At 49.5% G+C, this 22,401-nt stretch carries 23 protein-coding genes; 21 read left to right on the top strand and 2 right to left on the bottom strand.

All coding sequences use genetic code 11. The features are described from left to right. Nucleotides 1–415 precede the first annotated feature (415 nt). The 3 genes from CRG97_RS33850 (at nt 416) to CRG97_RS22120 (ending at nt 5,006) form a co-directional block, all read left to right on the top strand. Nucleotides 416–571 (top strand): hypothetical protein, encoded by a 156-nt coding sequence (locus tag CRG97_RS33850; protein WP_237566532.1) that lies wholly within the window; start codon nt 416–418, stop codon nt 569–571. A 402-nt stretch (nt 572–973) separates the two neighbouring features. Then, nucleotides 974–4,144 carry a GNAT family N-acetyltransferase gene (locus tag CRG97_RS22125; protein WP_098747403.1) on the top strand — a complete coding sequence of 1,057 codons (3,171 nt, stop codon included), beginning with the start codon at nt 974–976 and terminating at the stop codon, nt 4,142–4,144. Further along, nucleotides 4,131–5,006 carry an amidohydrolase family protein gene (locus tag CRG97_RS22120; RefSeq protein WP_090907997.1) on the top strand — a complete coding sequence of 292 codons (876 nt, stop codon included), beginning with the start codon at nt 4,131–4,133 and terminating at the stop codon, nt 5,004–5,006. The genes CRG97_RS22125 and CRG97_RS22120 overlap by 14 nt, the downstream gene beginning before the upstream one ends. 574 nt (nt 5,007–5,580) lie before the next feature. Here CRG97_RS22120 and CRG97_RS22110 read toward each other — a convergent pair. Next, nucleotides 5,581–6,474: an AraC family transcriptional regulator gene (locus CRG97_RS22110; protein WP_098747400.1), complete on the bottom strand. Its 894-nt coding sequence runs from the start codon at nt 6,472–6,474 to the stop codon at nt 5,581–5,583. 167 nt (nt 6,475–6,641) lie between these two features. Here CRG97_RS22110 and CRG97_RS22105 point away from each other — a divergent pair, with 167 nt between their 5' ends. From CRG97_RS22105 to CRG97_RS33835, 3 genes are all read left to right on the top strand, one after another. After that, a complete protein-coding gene (locus CRG97_RS22105) occupies nt 6,642–9,980 on the top strand; it encodes a tetratricopeptide repeat protein (protein ID WP_098747398.1) in 3,339 nt (1,112 codons plus the stop codon). Nucleotides 9,981–10,075: 95 nt separating this feature from the next. Beyond that, entirely contained in the window at nt 10,076–10,387 is a 312-nt protein-coding gene (locus CRG97_RS33840) for a hypothetical protein (protein WP_237566531.1), read from the top strand. Between the two features lie 36 nt (nt 10,388–10,423). After that, nucleotides 10,424–11,044 carry an aldose epimerase family protein gene (locus tag CRG97_RS33835; protein WP_237566530.1) on the top strand — a complete coding sequence of 207 codons (621 nt, stop codon included), beginning with the start codon at nt 10,424–10,426 and terminating at the stop codon, nt 11,042–11,044. A 22-nt stretch (nt 11,045–11,066) separates the two neighbouring features. Here CRG97_RS33835 and CRG97_RS22095 read toward each other — a convergent pair whose 3' ends face one another. After that, nucleotides 11,067–11,816 carry an MBL fold metallo-hydrolase gene (locus tag CRG97_RS22095; RefSeq protein WP_098747395.1) on the bottom strand — a complete coding sequence of 250 codons (750 nt, stop codon included), beginning with the start codon at nt 11,814–11,816 and terminating at the stop codon, nt 11,067–11,069. 333 nt (nt 11,817–12,149) lie between these two features. On the opposite strand from CRG97_RS22095, the gene CRG97_RS22090 reads away from it, so the two are divergent. From CRG97_RS22090 to CRG97_RS22020, 15 genes are all read left to right on the top strand, one after another. After that, nucleotides 12,150–12,938, top strand: a complete 789-nt coding sequence (locus tag CRG97_RS22090) for an ABC transporter ATP-binding protein (protein WP_098747393.1) — start codon at nt 12,150–12,152, stop codon at nt 12,936–12,938. Nucleotides 12,939–12,984: 46 nt separating this feature from the next. Continuing rightward, a complete protein-coding gene (locus CRG97_RS22085) occupies nt 12,985–14,076 on the top strand; it encodes a winged helix DNA-binding domain-containing protein (protein ID WP_098747391.1) in 1,092 nt (363 codons plus the stop codon). 38 nt (nt 14,077–14,114) lie between these two features. Continuing rightward, the gene (locus CRG97_RS22080) at nt 14,115–14,558 is read left to right on the top strand and encodes a DinB family protein (RefSeq protein WP_098747388.1); all 444 of its coding nucleotides are present in this window, start codon (nt 14,115–14,117) and stop codon (nt 14,556–14,558) included. A gap of 49 nt (nt 14,559–14,607) precedes the next feature. Further along, complete coding sequence (locus CRG97_RS22075; RefSeq protein WP_098747386.1) at nt 14,608–14,946, top strand: YrdB family protein; 339 nt, start codon at nt 14,608–14,610, stop codon at nt 14,944–14,946. Between the two features lie 40 nt (nt 14,947–14,986). After that, entirely contained in the window at nt 14,987–15,418 is a 432-nt protein-coding gene (locus tag CRG97_RS22070) for a histidine phosphatase family protein (protein ID WP_237566529.1), read from the top strand. Nucleotides 15,419–15,649: 231 nt separating this feature from the next. Beyond that, nucleotides 15,650–16,570: a Gfo/Idh/MocA family protein gene (locus CRG97_RS22065; RefSeq protein ID WP_098747381.1), complete on the top strand. Its 921-nt coding sequence runs from the start codon at nt 15,650–15,652 to the stop codon at nt 16,568–16,570. 179 nt (nt 16,571–16,749) lie between these two features. Then, nucleotides 16,750–17,226, top strand: a complete 477-nt coding sequence (locus tag CRG97_RS22060) for an NUDIX domain-containing protein (RefSeq protein WP_098747445.1) — start codon at nt 16,750–16,752, stop codon at nt 17,224–17,226. A 23-nt stretch (nt 17,227–17,249) separates the two neighbouring features. Beyond that, complete coding sequence (locus tag CRG97_RS22055) at nt 17,250–17,663, top strand: VanZ family protein (RefSeq protein WP_098747379.1); 414 nt, start codon at nt 17,250–17,252, stop codon at nt 17,661–17,663. Nucleotides 17,664–17,911: 248 nt separating this feature from the next. Further along, a complete protein-coding gene (gene yqeK, locus CRG97_RS22050) occupies nt 17,912–18,538 on the top strand; it encodes a bis(5'-nucleosyl)-tetraphosphatase (symmetrical) YqeK (protein ID WP_161952960.1) in 627 nt (208 codons plus the stop codon). 57 nt (nt 18,539–18,595) lie between these two features. Then, nucleotides 18,596–18,883, top strand: a complete 288-nt coding sequence (locus tag CRG97_RS22045; protein ID WP_098747375.1) for a hypothetical protein — start codon at nt 18,596–18,598, stop codon at nt 18,881–18,883. 36 nt (nt 18,884–18,919) lie between these two features. After that, complete coding sequence (locus CRG97_RS22040) at nt 18,920–19,324, top strand: RDD family protein (RefSeq protein ID WP_098747373.1); 405 nt, start codon at nt 18,920–18,922, stop codon at nt 19,322–19,324. Nucleotides 19,325–19,347: 23 nt separating this feature from the next. Then, on the top strand, nt 19,348–19,524 hold the full coding sequence (locus tag CRG97_RS33105; protein ID WP_161952959.1) for a hypothetical protein: 177 nt from the start codon (nt 19,348–19,350) through the stop codon (nt 19,522–19,524). A 209-nt stretch (nt 19,525–19,733) separates the two neighbouring features. Further along, nucleotides 19,734–20,399 (top strand): HAD family hydrolase, encoded by a 666-nt coding sequence (locus CRG97_RS22030; RefSeq protein WP_272914376.1) that lies wholly within the window; start codon nt 19,734–19,736, stop codon nt 20,397–20,399. A gap of 193 nt (nt 20,400–20,592) precedes the next feature. Then, entirely contained in the window at nt 20,593–21,474 is an 882-nt protein-coding gene (locus tag CRG97_RS22025; protein ID WP_098747443.1) for a Cof-type HAD-IIB family hydrolase, read from the top strand. A 225-nt stretch (nt 21,475–21,699) separates the two neighbouring features. Continuing rightward, on the top strand, nt 21,700–22,401 hold a 702-nt coding region (locus tag CRG97_RS22020; protein ID WP_237566528.1), incomplete at its 3' end, for a transposase.

Here is a 22,401-nt window from a genome sequence, read left to right as displayed (position 1 = left end):
AACAGCTCTACTACGAGAATGCAGCTTAACTTCTAAAGGTGTCCACTTTCTTGACAGAAGAGCAATATATACATACCATACACAGAAAAAACCTCCAATTAATTTAAAAAGCTTCTAATTTCCAGAATAACAAATGTATAGCATTAAACTCAACCATTTACATAAAAAGAAAAAGTGTTAGGTAACCTAGACGAGTAGTAATTTCAATATTAAAAATGAGTATCTAAAACATGCTGAAAGTATCGAAAGCGACCCCTAGGTAGGAGTTTTTATTTTGAAGTAGTGGATTAGTTGTATGCCTAAATACTTCCATTTTATAGTATGATAAGTTATAGCTCATAGGGTTTATCAGGGTGTGTTCAAGAATATAACCTATGGCATGAAATAGCACTTTATTTTTTGAGGAGGTTTAAAAATGAAGTTTTGTCTTCCTCTTGGTGACACTAATTTTATTGCGCTAGTCAATGCAGATAAATATAAGACATTTGTAGATGAAGATTGGGAATTTGAGTCGCTATTCAAACATTTCTCAGATGAGATGGAAGAAGGTAAAATATTAGTTTCCAAATGACCGAGGAAGGAAGAGAACATTCATGGACGATAGAAGTAAAGTTCGAAGCTACGTTAAATGATCTGGAGTGCTATAGAAGGATCAGAAGGATATATAGAAATAACGGATAACAAATTGTATATTGTTGATTATGATTGCCTGACTATGGATGCGCAATTTAGCGATAATAAGATTCTTAGACGAAAATTGTGCAAACAATAGGATTGCATTGAAGAATGGGATGTATATGGTAGAGATTGTACAATTCTGTAATGCTGATAATGACGAACCTATTGGTGGCGATAAAATAAATATGTTAATGAATTCTAATGAAATATCAAATTTTGAAGCTAGTGCAGATAAAGTAATTTGGTGTAGCTATACTTAATACATACTTCTAGATGATGATAAGGAGATGAGAGCATGACAACAAACACCACCGCGGAACAAATCCGAATTATCGAATATGACCCTTCCTACGCTGGGGCGCTCACTGATATGTGGAACCGCAGCAACGAAAGTTGGGGAGGCGGCACCAGGCAGAGAACGGAGGACGCTGTTCGCCGGGAGATGGAGATTTCGTCCAATCTTCATGCGTTTCTCGCCGTCGATGGTAAGGAGGTTGTCGGCTTCTGTAGTTTCGCCCACTACCGCCATGACGAAGGGGCCCTGTATGTGCCGCTGTTGAATGTTCGGCCCGATTATCACGGCTACAAGGTCGGCCGTAATCTGATCTTGAATGCCGTCCGCAAGACAGTTGAAGCGGGGTGGCCACGCCTAGATCTGTTTACCTGGGCAGGCAACACCAAAGCCGTGCCGATGTACAAGAAATGCGGGTTCTTCTGGGAAAAAAATGATGATTACGTCCACCTGATGAACTTCATTCCGACCATCTTGCAAACCGAAGCGTTCGCTCCTTATTTTGAGGAGCTGGATTGGTATGCAGACAGCACCCGCGAGCTCGTCATCGAGCCGGATGGCCGCCGGGAGCGCGGCTTCGATTTCTTTGAATACACCTGGGGTAAGGGAGATCTCTCCGTGCGAGCGGAATTCGAAAAGTCCGGTCGCGGGCTGACCGCTCTCGACACGCCTGATTATGCAATCTCCACCGAAATCGACGATCACGATCTTGTGTTCGGTTCTGCCTACAAGGTTCGCTATCGAATTAAGAACCGCTCGGCTTCCAAGCTGGCGATTGAGATCAATGGCCAGGACGACAAGAGTATCCGTTTTGCGCTGACTGCTGCACAAACGATCGCTCCGGGAGAGACGGTCATCGTGGAGGGGGAATTCGAGCTTAACCCGGTCCGGGAAGAACTGAATGACAAGAAGACCCATCCCGTTGTCAAGAGCCAATGGGTTATCGGTGGCAAGCGAGCCGAGTTCCGAATAGGCATCGCTCCGAAATTCCCGGTCAAGATGAAGACGGCGCTGCCAGTCAAGGAGCTTTATCCGGGCATTCCGGCCGAGCTGTATCTGAACGTGGAGAACCATTTTGCCTCGGAAGCGGAGTTCGCTTTTGAATGGCCAGAGGATGGATGCGTGGAATGGGCCGATCGTGTCGTACGCTTCACACTTCCAGCTAAAGGAAAAGCCTCTGTCCCGGTATCCTTCATCTTGCGGTCCTACGGACTCTACTCGCGAGAGGTTGGGGTGACGGCAGTTCCGGTTGATCAAAAGGCGGTTTCCTTCACAAGCAAGCTGTCCGTCCTGATGAAGGGAACACACGGCCGTTTCGGTGGGGAAGATGGTGAACAGTGGGTCGCCGTGAACGGTGCATTCTCCCTCCATCTGAGCAAGCATGATAATAACATGTGGATCGATTATCCAGGATCCCACCACAGTTTCTGGTGGAACTATCCGAAGCTGGGTAAGCCGTTTGCAGAAGAATTCTCCAAGAAGCAGGCCAAAGAAGTGAAGATTTACTCAGAAGGGGAGAGTCAGGTACTTGAAGCCCTTTACGAGTCGGAAGACTTCCCCGGCCTGGAGATAAAGTCGGTGGCCAAGCTGTTCGCAAGCGGCATCGCCGAGTTTTATCACGAAATCTGCAACACCAGCAGCAAAGGGCTGGAAGAGAACATGTATCTGCTGACGAATTTTGGTTTCTTCGGCAACAGGCTCATCCTGCCATACCAGGGCCATTATGTGGACATGGGCGATGCTTACTCCAGCGATCCGGATCATTGGGACAGCGCCCAGATCAAGGAGAACTGGCTGTTCAGCAAGGAAGAGAACGTCGGTTGCGGCATCTGTTGGGACCCTTCCCTGAAGCTGCTTCGCCCGGAATACCCGCTTGGTCTGGAGCATGATCTTGGCCGAATTCCTGGCGGAGCTGTCGTACGAACGAAGACGACCGTGTTTGCTCTAAACACCTTCGCCAAGTGGTGGGATTTCCGCTGCTTCGCCCGGAAGCTGCGGAACCCGGTCGTACCGATGCTGGACGATCATCTCGAACTGGCGCTTGGCGGCGGAAATCCGTTCTTGGCTGGGCCGCTGAATGCAGAACTTATCGAAAGAAAGATGGTTCCGCTCGCCGGTAGCTTGGAACTGTATGTGCAAAACGGTGAGGAACCGGAGCGGAAGGTTGCCGACATGAAGTTGCAAAAGGAGCAGGACCTTCGTTCTGCGAGCTTTGAGTACTCCCCTGGGGAAAAGCAAGACCCGGAAAATGGCGAATCCGGTTGGAAGGCCCGTGCCGTTTATCGCGGCGAGGATTGGGTTCAGGAGCGGTCGGCTCTCTGGCTTCCCCAAACGGAAGCAGCCGTCGTTTGCGGGCTGGAGGAAGGAGCGGCAGGTCCCGTGTACACAGTGAGCAACGGGATTCTCTCCATAGCGGCTTCCCCTGGCTTCGGCAGCGTCGTGCATTCCCTGAAGCACCAAGGCGAAGAATGGTTGGACAGTTCGTATCCGGAAGCTGCCCCGCGTTCCTGGTGGAATCCCTGGTACGGCGGACTCGGCGTGGACATTCCCGGCATGAGTGGCTTCAGTCGACAGCAGGAGCCGAGAAGTGCGACATGGGCGGAGCGGATGGATTTGCACGGCAACGTCTGGAAGGGACTCCGAATGACCACTGTCATCGAGAAGCAGGAAGCGAATCGGGGGATCACGATCGACCAGCATTACCTTATGCTGCCTGGTGTCCCTGTTCTCTGCGTGCTGCATTCGGTGACCAACGAAAGTGGCCTGGTTCTGCCGCATTATTCGCTCAGGGATGATAATTTCTTCAAGCCTTCACCAGTCTTCTCCGAAGGATGGATGGAAATCCCCGGGGAAGGAAAGTTCCTTCTCGGGAAGCTGGAAGCCGAGCTTCATTTCAAGGGACTCTTGCGAATAGGCGCTGTTTCTCGTCAGAACATGCTGCATATGGTGAATAGTTATCACAATCAGAGTTCATCAGCGTATGTGAACAACAAGGTGTTTAGTCACGATGTGAATCACCATCTTTCACTTCTGAATGGGAAAACCGCCTGGACACAGCCGACTTTTCTGATCTTGGGTCGAATCGATCTGAATTCGGAGGATGTCCGTGACCTTCAGAAGCTGACCTTTACCAATCCTGCCGACGAAAAGGAGATCTTACATGCCGATCATTGACATTCATATTCATCTGTCGGACATCGACAGCTTTCATCAAACAGCGATTGATCAGTCCAAAGTCGATTACACCACTGCCGGACTTAAGGCGGAGTTTGACAAGAACGACGTCATTCTTGGTATTGGAATGGGCGTCACGGAGCAGACCAAGGGAGCCTTTCCTGATTCCAATTCACCTAATCCGATGGGTCTTGACCTGCAAGAAAGCGTTCCACCGTTCCTAATGGAATGCGTCGGCATCAATCCGAACATGCTCACCGGCAAGCACGCCCTAGAGGAGCTCGATAGGATTGAAGCTCGTCTGCAAGTTCCCGAGGTGGCGGGAATTAAGCTATATGCTGGGTACTACCATCATTACGTCTATGACAAAATCTACACGCCGATTTATGAGTTGGCTGCCAAGTACGGCATGCCCGTGGTGATTCATACCGGCGATACTTACTCGATGAACGGATTGCTGAAGTATTCGCATCCGCTTACCGTAGATGAATTGGCCTACCAGCAGCGCGGCGTGAACTTCATGATTTGCCATTTGGGTGATCCCTGGGTGATGGATGCCGCCGAAGTGGTGGCCAAGAACCCGAACGTCTACGCCGATTTGTCCGGACTTGTCGTCGGAGATCGGCCCCATTTTGAACGGTTCATGAACGAACCGCTGTTCATGGACCATTTTCGCCGGGCGCTGGTGTACTGTGATCATTACGAGAAAATGTTGTTCGGAACCGACTGGCCGCTCGCACCGATCGACCTGTATGCGGAATTCGTTCGCAGGCTCGTGCCTGAGCAGCATCATGAGAAGGTATTCTACCAGAATGCCATTGGACTATTTCCGCGTATCAGGCAGCGGATCGCGGCGCTCTGAAAGCATCGGCGACGGCAGTTAGACCGTCCTACAACGCGAAATTTCTCGAAATTACCGGGTAGAGGCCGCTCTAGAAAGTGCAGTGAAACATGGAGACTACAGCGTGATGGAGCGCCTTCTTCTTGTTCTTTCTAGCCCCTACGCACACTCTCAAGAACAGGTTGATTGCTCCACACTACCTGCATTATCACCCCATCCTTACCGGACGATTTACGGTACTTGAAAACTTCATGTGAATCAATTGTTCTAGGAACTTTTACCGTCAGGGTAGTTTTTTTGTTTGGAAAGAAGATAGTTTATATACTAGGGATAGCCTCGATTTATGTTTAACTGTAACCACAAAGGTCGCAGGCCATAATTCCAAACGATGATTTCTTTTTCTGCAACATTTTTTTAAATTATGGCATCAGCACGAAGCAGCGGAAAGGATGAAACGATTCCCGAGAAGCGAATGCGGTCGCCTTTGTCCCCGAATTTCTTCCTTGACGAGAACCAATTCAAGAAATTGGGGACAACACCGACGGTAGGAACGATTCGTACGTGGAGCGTCTCGCAACACATAAAGAGGAGAAACCTACCCCTTCCGGGTATCTCGGTATTCGGAAGGGGATTTTCCCATGATTTTTTTGAACAGCCGCGAGAAGTAGTAGGGATCCTGGAAGCCGAGACGGTGGCTGATCTCCTTGATGCTCTCGCCGGTCAGGTCCAGATGCTGGCAGGCTCGTTGGATTTTGAGCCGCAGATAGTAATCGATGGGGGAGTAGCCCGTCGCTTCCTTGAACCGGAAGGTGAAGTGCGGGATGGACAGATTGGCGTAGGCCGCCAGCTCCTTCAGGCTCACATGGCCCTCCAGATGCTCGGTCATGAACCGAAGCGTCTGTTCCATGTCATGCTTGTTGTGCTGGTGTTGCCCCCGCTGTGGTTGGAGCCGGGCGAGGCGGATGACGGCCGCCAAGTGGCCGGCGAGCTGCGAGACATGGATGATATGGTTCAGCGTATACCCTTTTTGCAACAGCTCGTAACTTTCCTGAAACAGCTCCAGGATACTCCTTGACTGGTCGACCGGAACGATGGCGGGTTCGGCTGCGCCGGTAAAACCCTCGAACAATAAACCTGCATGCGTCCCCTTCATATGCCACCAGTAAATGCTCCAGGGATGAAACTCCGTTGATGCATATTCATGCGGCGTATCCGGCGGGATGACAACCGCCTGCCCCTTGAGCAGAGAATAGGTTTTGCCGCCGTTCACCCGGTACCAGCCTTCCCCCTCCACGCAGTAGATTAAGATGTACGCGCCGCTGCCCTCCGGGCGTTCCCGGTAGTGATGAAGCGCGCGCGGAAAGTACCCGATGTCGGTCACGTGCAGCGGTTCAACAAGCGGATGCCGGGCGGCCTCTTTCATAATATGGTCCGGAAGGACAATGATTTTCTGGGACTGAAATCCGTCTGATTTTCGTATGGTATCCATAGCTTTACTATGAATCGAGGCAGGCTCCTTGTCAACCGGATGAACGCCTCATAATCAGAATATAATCCATCATCAACATGAGATCGTCAATGGTTCTTCGGCAGGCGGGCTTATAAGATAGAGACATAAAGCAGCCAGCGCTGATACCAATGGAGGGATGATGACTCATGACAAAACAGTTGCAAGTGAGCGTATGGGAAGAGACCGTGGAGATTCCCACGTATGAAGTGGGGAAGCCGGACCTTAACCCGATGTTTTTGGAGAAACGGGTATATCAGGGGAGCTCGGGGCGTGTCTATCCGCTGCCGGTCATCGATAAAATATACGATGAGAAAGTATTAAAGCCATACCGAATCATTTTCCTTGAAAATGATTACGTGCAGATTCAGATCATGCCGCAGATCGGCGGCCGCATCTACCGGGCCATCGACAAAACCAACAACTATGACTTTGTGTACCACAATCAAGTGATCAAACCGGCTTTGGTTGGCCTTGCGGGACCTTGGATATCCGGGGGCATCGAGTTTAACTGGCCTCAGCATCACCGTCCGAACACCTATGGCGAGGTGGAGTGGAGCCTAACGGATCATCCGGATGGCAGCAAGACGGTATGGGTCGGCGAGATCGACCGGATGTACGGCACGAAGGTGTCAACCGGCTTCACGCTTTATCCGGGCAAGGCGTATCTTGAAATTCACGCACAAATGTATAACAGGACCTCGGAGCCGCAGACCTTTCTGTGGTGGGCGAATCCGGCCGTAGCGGTCAACGATCATACCCAGTCCGTATTTCCGCCGGATGTTCACGCGGTGTTCGACCATGGGAAACGGGACGTGTCCAAATTCCCGATCGCAACCGGCACGTACTATAAGCAGGACTATTCGGCGGGCGTCGATATTTCCATGTACCGCAACATTCCCGTTCCGACTTCCTATATGGCTTATCATTCGGATTACGATTTCGTAGGCGGTTACGACCATGGCTTGAAGGCGGGGATTCTGCATGTCGCCAATAAACATATTTCCCCAGGCAAAAAACAGTGGACGTGGGGTCATGGCGAATTCGGCCAAGCCTGGGATCGCAACCTGACCGACGAAGACGGCCCGTACATCGAGCTCATGACCGGCGTGTATACCGATAACCAGCCCGATTTCACCTGGCTGGCGCCATATGAGGAGAAAAGCTTCAAGCAGTACTTTATGCCCTATAAAGACATTGGACTTGTGAAGAATGCGTCCATTGACGCCGCCGTAAATCTCGAAGTCCACGACCATAAGGCCGTTGTCCATGTCTATGTCACCTCAGTTAGGGAAGAGGCTCGCATTCTGTTGACCGGAGCGGGACGCACCTATTTGGATCGAAAGGTCAAACTGTCGCCAGCCGATACCTTCCAGGCCGTGATCGAATTGGACCCAGGCGTCAGGGAAGAAGATGTGCGGGTCGTGGTATTCGCTGCGGACGGCAGAGAGTTGATCTCTTACCGGCCCAAGCTACGTACCTTGGAGCGAACACCGGACCCTGCCACGGCGATTGGCAAGCCGGAGGACCTGAATAATACCGAAGCTCTGTTCTTGGCAGGGCAGCATCTGGAGCAGTACCGGCACGCGACCTATGAACCGGAAGCCTATTATATGGAAGGTCTTTGGCGCGATGCGGGAGACGCAAGGCTGAACAATGCCTACGGTTTGCTGCTGCTGCGCAGAGGCTGCCTCACGGAGAGTGAAGCTTACTTCAAAAAAGCCATCGAAACCCTGACCCGCCACAACGCCCGGCCATATGACAGCGAACCGTTCTATCATTTAGGCAAAGTCTTGAAGTGGCAGGGCCGTTTGGATGAAGCGTACGCTTATCTGTACAAGTCGGTCTGGTCGGGGGCTTGGCAAGGCGCCGGATATCTGGCTTTGGCCCAGATTGCCTGTGAGAACCAGGAGTATGATGAAGCGTTCGAGCTGATCGAACGATCCCTCGCTGCCCAGTACCGTAATTATAAAGCGCGGCATCTCAAGAGCATCATCTTAAGAAGGCAGGGGCGCTTGGCCGATGCGGAGTTATGGCTTGAGGAAACGCTCAAGCTGGATCCCATGGATGCGGGGGCGATTAACGAGCTGGTAACCGTATATCAAGAACAGAAGCGAGAAGATAAGAGCCAGCGGGCTTATGAATCGCTTGCCCAGCTCCTGCGCGATGATCCGCACAATTATATCGCCTTGGCTCAGGACTATGCGGAAGCAGGCCAATATGCCGACGCTTTGGATGTGTTGCAGCGCATCGAACGCCTTACAGGGCCTGCCGTATATCCGATGGTTTATTACTATAAGGGCAGTTATTTAATGAAGATGAACCGAGCGGAAGAGGCATCCGCTTGTTACCGATTGGCCTCAGAAGCCGATCCATCGTACTGTTTCCCAAATTCCCTGCATGATTACGCGACGCTGAAGCAGGCGCTCGCCGTACACCCTCAGGATGCGAAGGCTTTGTACTACTTGGGGAATCTGCTGTACGACAAGAAGCGCTACGATGAAGCCATAAGCAGCTGGGAAGCTTCGGTCGCTCTGGACGACAGCTTCGCTACGCCGCACCGGAATCTGGCGCTCGCTTTCTATAACAAGAGGCAGGATCACGACAAAGCATTGACATCGCTGCAAAAAGCCTTCTCGCTGAATCCGGCGGACGCCAGGGTCTTCTACGAGCTGGACCAGCTGTATAAAAAGCTTGGTCATGCTCCGGACGATCGCTTGAATGCGATGGAGGAGCACTTGGAGCTGGTCGAGCAGCGAGATGATTTATATCTGGAATATTTGACGCTGCATAATACGCTGAATCGTTATGAGGAGGCATTGGCATTGATTCTGAAACGCAACTTTCACCCATGGGAAGGCGGCGAGGGAAAGGTACCGGCCCAGTATGTGTTGGCCCGGGTGGAGCTAGCGAAGCAGCTGCTTCAGGAGCATCGCTACGAGGATGCCGTAGAGCAGCTGCTTGCTGCCAAGCAATATCCGCTCAACATCAATGAAGGGAAGCTCACGGGAGCGCAGGAGAACAACATCGATTATTACCTGGGCTGCGCATACGAAGGGCTCGGTCGGTCTGATGAGGCGGAGGCGTACTTCCTGAAAGCTTCCGAGGGACTGGATGAGCCGACCAGCGCGATGTATTACAACGATCAGCCGCCGCACATGATTTTTTATCAAGGGGCCGCACTACGTAGGCTGGGCCGGGAGAATGAAGCCCGCAGCCGGTTTAACAAGCTGATCGATTACGGGGAGAAGCATATATTCGAGCCTCAGAGCATCGATTACTTTGCCGTATCGCTGCCGGACTTCCTTGTGTTTGATGAAGATCTGGACAGAAGGAACGAAATTCATTGCCGCTACATGATGGGGCTTGGGCATCTTGGACTCTGCGACTTGCAGTCCGCCGAGAACCTGTTCCGCGAGGTGCTGCAGCTGGAGTCTCACCATCAAGGAGCTGCGTTGCATTTGGCGCTTTGCGAGACGTTTATTTAAGGGATCGACACTTCATTCTCAAGGGCCGTTATGAACGGTCCTTGAGAATTTGTGCATTCCGGGTGATGCATTGACTACAACGGAGGAGGATTACGATGATGATGTGGAACAAAGGGATGCTGGATGGATTTGAGGTTTGGACAGGGCGGACGGTGGCAATGGAGATGGTCGTGGTGCCTGAACTTGGAAGCAGGGTCATCTCGCTTCGCAATCGCAGAACAGGTCGGGAATGGCTGGCGCAGCCGACTTGCGCGCTGGAAACGAACAGGTATGCAAGCTCCTTCGAAAATCGGGACGGCAGCGGTTGGGATGAGATGTTTCCTACGATTAATCCTTGCCGGTATCCCGCGTATCCATGGGAAGGAACGGAGCTTCCGGATCATGGCGAGGTATGGTCCATCCCATGAAAGGCGCACAGCGAGGAAGAACAGCTTCACTGCAGCGTGCAGGGAATCCGAATTCCCTATCAGCTGCGCAAAACCTACTCCTTCCCCCGTGAAGATACCCTGCGGATCGATTATGCCGTTCATAATTCGAGTCCGTTCCCATTCTCTTTCCTGTGGGCCGCACATCCGTTGTTTCAAATCGATGAAGGCATTGAGATTATCGTTCCGGACGAGCTGACAGAGATCATCGTATCGTATTCGGCTAACGGCAGATTGGGTGAACCCGGCGAAATTCGGACATGGCCGCAGCCATGGGAGGAAAGCCCCCATATTCGGTTGAACAGGACGGACAGCAGGTTTGCGGCAACGGCAGAGAAATTTTATTTTGCTGGTGAGCTACCGGAGGGAACGGTTTCCATTTACGATCCGGTTGCGGGGGAAGGACTCCGCATGATGTTTCCTACGGAGAAGGTGCCTTATCTAGCGATATGGGCGAATTACGGCGGCTATCAGGGACAATACCATCTTGCGCTTGAGCCTGCTACGGGACTGCTCGATGATCTCTCGTATGCCATGGATCGTCAGGCAGCAGCCGAAGTGCCGGCCGGTGACACGTATACGTGGTACCTTGAGATTAGCTGGATCGACGGACGGAAGAAAGAAGTGAAGTCTTCTTGATCGACCGTGGACCGGCAAACGCTTAAGCATAAGCCAATTCACGAATGCGCTGGTTGGGATTGTCCGTAAATAATCCGCCGTGGTAACAGATCACCTTATGGATGTCATAGTGAGTCAGCTTCTGCAAGGAAAGCTGGGCTGACGCCATGTCATATGTAGTTGCCAGGTCCGGCCCGATCAGTTGTCCATTGATCACGTTGAGGGCATCTGCGGCAATCAGGGTTTTGCTCGGCATATGATACAAGCTGGTATGGCCCGGGGTGTGGCCCGGCGTATGGATCACGATGATGCCGCCGCCAAAAGGCAGTTCCTCGCCATCGCGCAAAATGCTGTTCACTGGTGCAGTGGGAGAGTTCTCTAGCGTGTGCTTAAACGCGTTCCTCCACTCCGGCGGAACGGTATCCGGCATCGAAGCCAGCGCTTGTGTAATGGCCTCGGGCGATAATTTGACAAGCCTTGTATCTCCTTCGATATAAGGCTTGTCAATTTCACTGGCGAACACTTCCGGGGCGTGGTTGCTGCGCTGGATCATGGCCGGCAAACTGCCGATATGATCCAAATCCTGGTGTGTTATAATAATTTTGCTTACATCCTGGACGGAAACCCCGATGTCCGATAGCTGCTCTTGAATGAGCGGGAACTGGCCGGGATAACCGGTATCGATAAGCACCCGGTTCTGATGATCCCATATGAATGTTGGATGGATCGTTTCGATTCGTCCCATCATGGCTGCGGAAATTTCCAGCATTGCAATGCCTTGATCGATTAACATGTTACATACCTCCACTATATAGGAATGTCTTCTCCCAAATTCAACTTCCAGAAAAGAACGAGCAGAAGTAGATTATCAAATCAGCAAACTCATGTAAATAGTAAAATATTATATTATAACACAAAAATAATTATTTGTCAATAGTTAATTCGTTGATCAAAACCTCTTTAATATATGAAATGTCCGGCTCGGTATACATAGCTTGACTCCAAGACGTAGACTGCTCACAAGGCTGGATCTCATCTCCCTATTGAGGAATATGTAATTGCTGGTATAATCCTTGAAAAGAGAAAAGTAGAGACGAAGTAGAATGACAGAGGAGAGGAAGCAGTAATGAACACAACGATTGAACTGAATAACGTAACCTGGAAACGGGATCAGAAGACCGTTCTTACAGGCGTGGATTGGACCGTACAGCAAGGAGAGCATTGGGCTGTTCTCGGGTTGAACGGCTCCGGGAAGACAACCATTTTGAATATGATTAACGGTTATATCTGGCCGACTAGCGGTACGGTTTCGGTGCTCGGGCATCTTTTTGGCAGGGTGGATTTAAGAGAATTGCGTAAATCGATAGGCTGGGTCAGCTCCTCACTGCAGGAAAGAATCCGGCCGAGCGAATCGACGTTGGATGTCGTGATTAGCGGCAAACACGCCTCGATTGGCCTGTATCAGAAGGTGGATGACGCAGACCGGAAACAAGCCGAGCAGCTCATGAAGGATTTCAATTGTATCCATTTGCTGGGTCGTACATATGAAACCTGTTCGCAAGGGGAGAAGCAGAAGCTGCTGATTGCCCGAGCCCTCATGGCTTCGCCAAGACTGTTGATTCTGGATGAGGCTTGTAACGGACTGGATTTTCTGTCGAGGGAAGCGCTGCTGTCCAGTATCACTGCGCTGGCATCGAAGCCCGATGCGCCCACCTTGCTGTTCGTTACGCATCATATTGAGGAAATACTGCCGATTTTCTCGCATTCATTACTGATTCGCCGGGGCACTGTATTCGGACAGGGGCGCTCCAAGGATATGCTGACGAGCGGGAATTTGTCCTCATTCTTTGAGACGCCGGTTGAGGTGAGCTGGCAGAACGATCGCGCCTGGATGTCCATTCCGGATATAAAATGAAGGCTCGAGGCTCGCGAGATATTCATGTCCTAGGAGAGTGATCATTGTGCCAAGTCGAATCATAGCGAATCGAAGGCTGTTCAATCAAGGAATAACAGGTATGAAGCCTGAGAGTCCGGAGCAAGTCGTAAGAGGGCTCGGCGCTGTGCAGGCCCAGGATTTTCATCAAGCGGTATGGGGAATAGGTCTCCGTACACAATCTGCCAAGCTGTCCGATGTAGAGCGGGCCATGATCGATCGCAAGATCGTGCTGACCTGGCCGATGCGGGGGACGATATTCTTTGTGCCGGCCGAGGATGCCCAGTGGATGCTGAAGCTGACGGCATCGCGCTTTCACACGCATGATAAGAAGAAGCAGGCCGAACTTGAGCTTGACGAAGGTACGCTCCATCGATGCCGTACGATCATTGGCAACGCGCTGAGTGGCTGTACCCCCGTATCCCGCCCTAGACTGATGGAGCTGCTGGAGGAAGCGGGGATCAGCACCAAGAATGGCCGCGGTTATTTCATTCTCGGATATTTGGGGCGGACAGGCATGATCTGTTTCGGCCCGCATGAAGGCAAACAGCAGAGTTTCGTGCTGCTGGACGAGTGGGTCCCGAATTCGAGGGAGCTTACGCTAGAGGAATCGCTGGCGGAGCTTGCACTTCGTTATTTTACAGGTCACGGGCCCGCAACGATTCAGGATTTTGCGTGGTGGGTCGGATTAACGCTGACAGAAGCTAAACGAGGCTTTGAGGCCGTCAAATCAAACCTTCGTTTAGATTTTGTCAACGGCACGGAATACTGGAGTTCCGTTACAACACCGGCCGTGTCCGCTGATACGGATTCGGTGGTTCTGCTTCCGGGTTTCGATGAATATTACTTGGGTTACAAGGATCGCAGCGCGATCATAGAGATAGAACACGATGCGAAGATCGCTCCCCATCGCAACGGGGTTTTTCAACCGATGATGGTGGCAGGCGGGGAAGTGGTCGGTGTCTGGAAGCGGGAGATCAAGCGCAGCGGCATCGAAATCGCATTTAGTCCGTTTTTGCCAAGGAATGATCGAGAAGATGAGTTTATGGAAGCTGCCAAGCAGTATAGCGATTTCGTGGGAATGCCGATTGCACGAATAGAATGGAACCAAGCTCTCTAAGCTTATTGGCTGAGAGGAGCTCTTAGGAGGAATAGCGTATGGAGTCAATCATGAAGCTGGAATCATTGATTACCGAAATGACAGAGATAGTAACGGCGACTAATGAGGTGGAGTTCAATCTGAAGCTTGCGCCTGATAAATGGTCCAAGAAGGAGATCCTGGGCCATCTTTGCGATTCAGCGGTAAATAACCATATCCGGTTTGTAAAAATTTTGCTGTCCGATTATCCGATTGCCATTCAGGGGTACGCGCAGAACGATTGGGTCCGGGTGAACAATTACCAGGATCAATATGATCAATCGGAAGTGTTGTTGCTATGGCAGCAACTGAATCGGATGATTCTGCGTGTCATGCGCAAAGCTGACTCGTCTGATTTCCAGAAAAAATGTGTGCTGCCCGATAAAACCGAGGTCACGCTGGAGTGGTTGTTTAACGATTATGTGGATCATCTGATCCATCACCTGGAGCAAATCGAACTTTAATGTCTGCAGTAAAAATAGGTGTACGACATGAAACGGAAGGTGCCCCTCCATGTTCAAAGTGCTGAATCTCGCCATCCGATTTATCTTGGAATTGATTCTATTATTTTCGATAGGTTACTGGGGCTTCCATTATGGTTCCGGACTCATGGCACAGGTCGTACTCGGTATTGGGCTTCCGCTACTTGCAGCCGTCATCTGGGGCATGACCATCTCTCCTAAGGCAAGGATCAAGCTGCCGCTTACTGTGGTGCTGCTCATCGAATTTCTTATTTTTGCAACCGCGGTGGCATGCCAGGTATCCTCAGGCTTTATAACGTTTGCCATCGTGTTTGCTCTTGCGGCTCTGGCCAACCGCTTCATCGTGATAAAATGGAGGATGCAGTCGTAAACAGGCTCAACGAATCGCTGAACGCTTAAAGAGAGAGTCTTTGGAGATCATCATCTCAAGTCCCCTGATCCGTTCCAAAGCGACTGCGCAGATCATTGCTGAAGAGATCTCTGTCCTTGATATCATGGAAGATCAACGAATCAGCGAGAACGATTGTGGACTTATTGAAGGAACTACAGAGGAAGAGAGAGTGGCTACTTGGGGACACTCCTGGAGAGAACTGGACCTAGGCATGGAGCGGTTTGAGGATGTTGCTGAGGGGGGAGCTCAGTTTTTGGAGGAAGTAATGCAAGCATATGAGAACAAGCATGTTCTCGTTGTGAGTCATGGCGCAGTCATTGGATTATCCCTGCAAAAACTGCTACCCCAGCGGTTTACAACAACCTATATGGATAACACCTCCTTAACGCTTCTAACCAAGTTCAACGGTGCATGGAATTGCTCCTTATACAACTGCACGAGGCATTTATAAGTCCTCTAAAAAAGCTGCCAACGTCTGATAATCAGATGGAGGCGGTCTTTTTGTATTGGATCCGGTTTTGGGTTAAAAGACGAATTAAAGTCACGTCCTTTAGTGGTTCAGGGTGATAAGATGGTAGAAAGAAGAGCCTATGTTGCGGCTGCTGGATATCCTTAGTAACGCAGCGAAATGGAAAAGCCTGCGTAATCATCTAAAATGCTGAAGGTAAAGGAGAATGAACTTATGACTTTGAGAATCGGTATGATTGGTTTGGATACATCGCATGTCTCCATTTTCGCGAAAATGCTGCATGACAAGGCGCATCCCTATTACGTTCCCGGCGCACGGGTTACGGCGGCATTTCCCGGAGGATCACCGGACTTCGATCTCAGCATAAGCCGGGTGGATGGGTATACGAAGGAACTCGTTGCATGGGGAACCGAAATATTGGATTCTCCGGAAGACGTGGCCAAGCAGGTGGATGCCGTCATGCTCGAAGCGGTCGACGGGAGATCACATCTGCCCTTATTTCGCGCGATTGCCCCTCATTGCCAAATGGTATTTATTGATAAACCGTTTGCAGTGAACAGTAAGGATGCAATGGAAATCGCCGAGCTGGCGGAGCAGTTTCAGGTTACCGTTATGAGCAGCTCGTCTCTTCGATATGCGCAAGGACTTCAGGATGAACTTGCTCGCGGCGGTGTGGATGATATCATTGGTGTGGACTGCGCCGGACCGCTGCCCCTTCAACCTACACAGCCGGGATTTTTCTGGTACGGAATCCACGCGGCGGAGATGCTTTACCGCGTTCTCGGACCTGGATGCGTAAGCGTACATGTCGCCGCGACGGAGTTGCATGAGGTATTAACAGCGGTTTGGAATGATGGGAGAATCGGGACGATTCGGGGCAACCGTGCAGGTAATGATCGATTTGGGATGACCATTCATCGCACGGAGGCTAGCCGCTTTGTGGACATTATGGAGCATCCCAAACCCTATTATGCGAGTTTGCTGGAGCAGATCATGAGGATGTTCACGACAGGTGTCTCGGATGTTCCTTTATCAGAGACGCTGGAGATCATTCGTTTTCTGGAGGCGGCGAATGTTTCCCGCGAAACGGGAGAAACCGTGAGACTGGATGATAACGATCGAACAGAATGTTAAGTGACGTATCGAATCGAACTTTATTGAGGGATGAAGGTTATCTGGGGGTTCGATGCGATCACCGGGTAGCTTTTTTTTCTGATATTATACATAATATTTCCATGTTGGCTGCGTTGATTGTATGATAGACAGATCAAGTACGTTCGGCCGTTTTTGTAAGCCGTGGAGAGGTGGTTATGATGACGTATCATATTCGGGTGAGACCGACAGCGTTGGTTTTTCAGAATGAGCATGTGTTATTGGTCGAGTATGTAGATGAGAACGGATTGCATTACAATTTGCCAGGGGGCGGGGCCGAGCCAGGAGAGTCGATCATGGAGGGCGCCTTGAGAGAATTGTATGAGGAAACCACGCTGGAAGCAGAGGCTGGACCTGTCGTGTTTGTGTACGACAATGCTCCTCATAAGCAGCCAGGAAAAAACATAACGGACATTCACACGCTATACATCGTGTTTGAATGTTATCCACATGAAGGATCGTCCCCCAAACTTCCGGCTGTGCCAGATCCGAATCAAACCGATGTGAAATGGATTCCGCTCGAGCAACTGGACGACATTATTTTGTATCCGAATATTAAGAAGCACATTAAACAGTATGCACAGGAACGCAGAAATATTGACATGATCGAGGATTACGTATTGGATAAATATGTGTGAATTCAGTTTTACAGGAGACCTTCATGAAATCGCATGTTAAAATGATCGCCTTGATCCTCCTCATCGGCTACACCATGTTGTTAACTTACTGGATGATTTGGGGATTCGGGAGGACAACTCAGCCGGATTTCAGTTATAACCTGGTTCCATTCTCGACGATGGCAAGGTATTTTCCTATTCGCAGCATGGGCTCGTTGATTAATATCGTTGGAAATATCGCTGTGTTTGTGCCCTTTGGAGTACTCATTCCGCTTGCATTTCAAATTCGATTTCGTAAGATGTTTGCTTACTTTTTGACCGGGTTATTCGTGCTCGAAATGACACAGCTGATCTCCCGGCGGGGAAGCCTAGATGTGGATGATTTTATTTTGAACTCGGTAGGAGTTACCATCGGTTATGTTTTGCTTGGGGTCATTATGAAATCGAGGAGCAGATAAACGTAACCGCATATTTCGATCATACATAAAATAGTTTATAACAGGCAGCAGAATGGCTTAACTACGATGTAGGAAAGTCATTCTGTTTTTTTTATTTGTGGCTGATTTTGTTGTGTAGAAGTTACATTCTCAACATGAGCTGGATGACGCGTATATGGGCAATTGTGGTAAAAACTATTGTTCGATCAGGAACCGGAGCTTACAATGATATGAGGTATTGGAAAATGTTGTGTGGAAAGGTGTGGTTTATGATGATGGATTCCGTGTTTAGTAAGCTGACTCATGGCATAGAGTTTACATATTACCTAAGGGATGATGTAGAAGCTTTTCTCATCAAGCATGGAGAGCAGGAAACGTTTGAGCATATCATGAATGTAGTTCGAGAGGCGTTAGCCATCGCACCGTTATTTGATGTAAACCCAGATGCAGCCCGGCAGGCGGCGCTGCTGCATGATATCAGCAATGCTATTTCGGTAAGTGAAATGAAGGAGGCCGCGGAAGAATGGTCTCTACCCATTATGGAAGAGGAACACCGATATATCAGGATCATTCATCAGAAGCTTTCCATGGAAATGGCTCAGCGTATCTTCGGCTGCACTTCTCCGGACATATTGAACGCTATTGAATGCCATACAACGTTAAAAGCCGGGGCAAGCCAATTGGATAAGGTATTATTCGTTGCGGATAAGATCTCTTGGGAACTTGAAGGCGATCACGCCTATCAAGCGGACATGCGCACTAAACTGGACGAACTGGATTTAGACGGAGCGGCGCTTGTGTATTTGGACCATGTATGGAATCAACGTGACAAAATGAAATTGGTGCATCCGTGGTTAATCTCAGCTAGAAGTGAGCTAATTAGCCAAGGGGTATAATTATTTGCCGCTGCTTGCTTGATGAAGTAACTGATAATAGGAAGGACTAGGCACCCTATGAACAATAAAACGATGGGCATTATTTTCATCTGTATTTCGGCTTTTTTGTACGGTATCCGGTATTTAACGGCAGCGATTGCGGGGATATACAGGCCTAAGATGTTTGAGGATTTGTTATCGGAATTTGGAAAAGGGCCGTTGATATTCAGCATCATCAGTTTGATTATTGGTATCTTATGCATCATCGTCCCAATCATTCGTAAATGGCTAGAGGATGACATGAACAAGATCAAGCATAACTGGGAGGAGCTTGATCAGACAGATAACGCCGATAGGAGTCCATAATTGAATGCTATCTTGATTTTTTAAGGAGGTATATTGATGGGCGAAAACCAAGTTGCCGGCTTTTGGATCCGGCTAGGCGCCAATCTTCTGGATGGACTAATTATTGCTCTTCCTTTATCCATCATTGCAGGGATTATCACGGGAAATTATGAGAATGAACCCATTTCTAATCTGATTTACGGTCTGTATGCTATGTTGGTGCCCGTGTATTGGAATGGTTATACCATCGGCAAGCGTTTATGCGGGATTCGCATACGCAAATTCGATTTTCTTGAGCCTCCGGGCATAGGAACGATGCTGCTCCGCAACCTCGTAGCGGGTATTGTGTATACGCTAACGTTTGGAATTGGTCTCATCGTGAGTATCTTTATGGTTGCGATGCGCGAGGATAAGCGTTCCCTTCACGATTTTATCGCCGGTACGGAAGTTGTGTATGATTAGGGATGAAGGGGTGTGTTCATTTTTTGCGACTACGCATCAACAGACGGCTGACGTTCACCATGATTGTTATGATGATATTGATTTCAGGCTGTTATGAACATAGAGCAGACAATTCCTACGATGCGGAGCGTGTAACGGTAGTAGAAAGGGAAATCCGCGAGACAGACTATATTCAAGTTCCGTATGAGCAGCTTCTATAAGGTTTTCGGATCGCATCCATGAAGATGACCCGCGAACAGATAGGGGATCCAAAGAATCATCTATATATCACTTTAGCTTCACAAGCAGATGATGGGACGGAGGATTACCCTGACCAGGCAAGCGTCACATCACTGATCCGAATACCCAAATCAGGCTTACCTGCTGGAGCCGCAATTCAAGGCGTTTCCATGACTGGAGTTGATTAGATATCGCGTTTACAGTAAAAGGCATTGTCTTTGATATGGATAATACGCTGCTGCATTCCAGCATTGATTTTGGCGCAATGAAGAGGGACATCTACGCCTTTCTATGCCATCACAGAATCTTGCCCCAAGGTCTGTCTATGGGCACCCATACCACCTCAACCATTATTGCTGAAGCCATGAATACAGGGCTGCTGTCGGAAGATCTTCGTCAGGCGATGTGGAATATTGCCAAAGAACATGAGATGAGAGGGATGATGGGTGCAGAACTAGAAGCGGGTGCAAGCGAGCTTGTTCAGCACTTGCATGGGCAGATGCATCTGGCCATTGTGACGAATAATGCGGTGGAAGCAGCGATGGCCGTATTGGAAGAGAACCGGATTGCGCAATATTTTGATCTCATTATTGGCAGAGAAGCCATGGGCTTGTTAAAGCCGGCACCCGATGGTTATTTGGAGGTACTGAAGCATTTCCCTCATACATCACCGAAGGAATGGTTGTCTGTCGGAGATGCCTGGGTGGACGGCAAGGCCTCCGAGAGCGCCGGAATTCCATTTATCGCCTATCGCGGGAACATTGCGAGAATGAACAGCATGGGTGTTTTTCCGCTTGCCGAGATTCAGCATATAGAAGAAGTTATAGATTATCTTCAGCCGCGTATCACTAAATAAATCTCGGAGGTGCCATTTCCTAGACAAGTTATGCCATATTGATGACTCTATAGAATTCCTTTACCCTCTCCAACTTAGAAGTTGTATAATCATGGAAGATGTCTAAATCATAATAAAGGCCCAGTCTTAGAAAGAGCTACTCTATGGCTGGGTTTTGTCACATACTGGACGGCGAAGGAGGCATTGCTTCATGATGAAGAAAAAAGCATATATTACCGACCTGGATGGAACGCTTCTACGATCAGATCAGACACTCTCACCCTATACTAGGGATGTTATCACGAATGCGCTGGAGCAGGACGTGGTCGTCACGTTTGCTACTGCCCGCGGCTATATTAGCGCTCAAAGCGTCGTCTCGGAAATCTCCTGGAAGTACCCGCTGATTCTATATAACGGCGCTTTGATATATGACGGGGTAAATCGAACAGTAATCGATGGATCCTGGCTTGAACGGGACATCTCGAATGAGATTATCGACGTGGGAAGGAAGTTTGGTATTACTCCTTACTATTTTTCATTGGATGTGGATCATCGTGAGCGTGTTTTGCATGAGGCGCTGCGGAGAGAGGGAGAGAAGGCTTTTTATCATAGTCGCCCCCATGATCCGAGATTTATGGAAGTGAAGACTCTGAACTGCCCGCCGGATTACCGGACGCTAGCTCTTACATACATTGGACTTATTGAGGAATTGGAGCCGATACGGTGCGAGGTCATGGAATTATTCGGTGATGTGATTCATGCTCATATAATGCCGGATTACTACATCCATAACCATTTTTTCCTGGAGTTCAGTCATGCCAAAGCAAACAAAAATGACGGACTCCAATTATGGTCTTCCCATATGGGTATTGATCTGGAGAATACGGTCGTCTTCGGCGACCACATCAATGATGTTGGGCTGTTTGAAGCCGGAGGCACCCGGATTGCGGTGCGAAACGCGCATGAAAGGATACGGCAGCTGGCTGATCATATTATCGACTCGAATGAACTTGATGGCGTAGCTCATTATATCCAGCAACAGATGGAACTGTCGGGAGAGCATACCATCATATCCACTCCGGGAGGACAATCATGATGTAACAAGCATCATAATTCATGATTTGCGTAAGGACACTCGTGGTTTCAGTCATGAGAGGAATACGTTTCTTTCCCCTCCATAGAATCATAGCAAATCCCTCTCTTTCTCAACAAAAAAACAAATAATCACTTTGGATAAGAACAAATGTTTGGTATAATGGTAAATATAAACCTACGTCCCTGTTCCTACTTAGATCCACACGGAAAGGATGGGTGAGGCCTGTTGAAGCTAACGGTTACCGCCAAAATCAAAATTTCACCTTCACATGAGCAGGAAGAGTTGTTGTTCCAGACGCTCCATGCCTATCGGCTGGCCAGACAATTTGTATCGAAGCTCGTCTTTGAAGAGAAGGTGCTCCACCAACAGAAGCTGCATCTCTTGACGTATCGCAAGCTTCGTGCCGATTTTGGGCTTCGCTCTCAAATGTCGCAATCGGTGATGAAGACGGTCATTGCCCGCTATAAGTCTATTCAAGGAAATGGGCATCCCTGGACTCTTGTACGATTCAAGAGGCCGGAACTCGATTTGGTCTGGAACCGCGATTACTCCATGCGAAACCCAATGTTTTCGGTCAATACCTTATCCGGGAGGATCAAGGTCCCCTTTGAAAGCAAAGGGATGGAACATTATTTGGATGGAACATGGACATTCGGTACAGCCAAACTGGTGCATAAGCGCGGAAAGTTCTTCTTACATATCCCCGTGACCCAAGCTGTGAACGAACCGGATGCGCATGACATCGAAAGAATCGTCGGAGTAGATATGGGGATCAACTTTATCGCCGTCAGCTATGATTCGCAAGGAACAACCGCATTCTTCCGCGGCAGAAGGGTCAAGAACCAGCGTTCAAAGTACAAGCAGCTTCGCAAGAGGCTGCAACAGGTTGGAACAGCTTCCGCCCGCAGAGCGATCAAGCGCATCGGG

It is taken from the genome of Paenibacillus sp. EZ-K15 (assembly GCF_002573715.1).
Classification (GTDB): Bacteria; Bacillota; Bacilli; order Paenibacillales; family Paenibacillaceae; genus Paenibacillus_AQ.
Note: the sequence above shows the minus strand (reverse complement) of the source record. Positions and strands in the feature narration are given on the sequence as shown.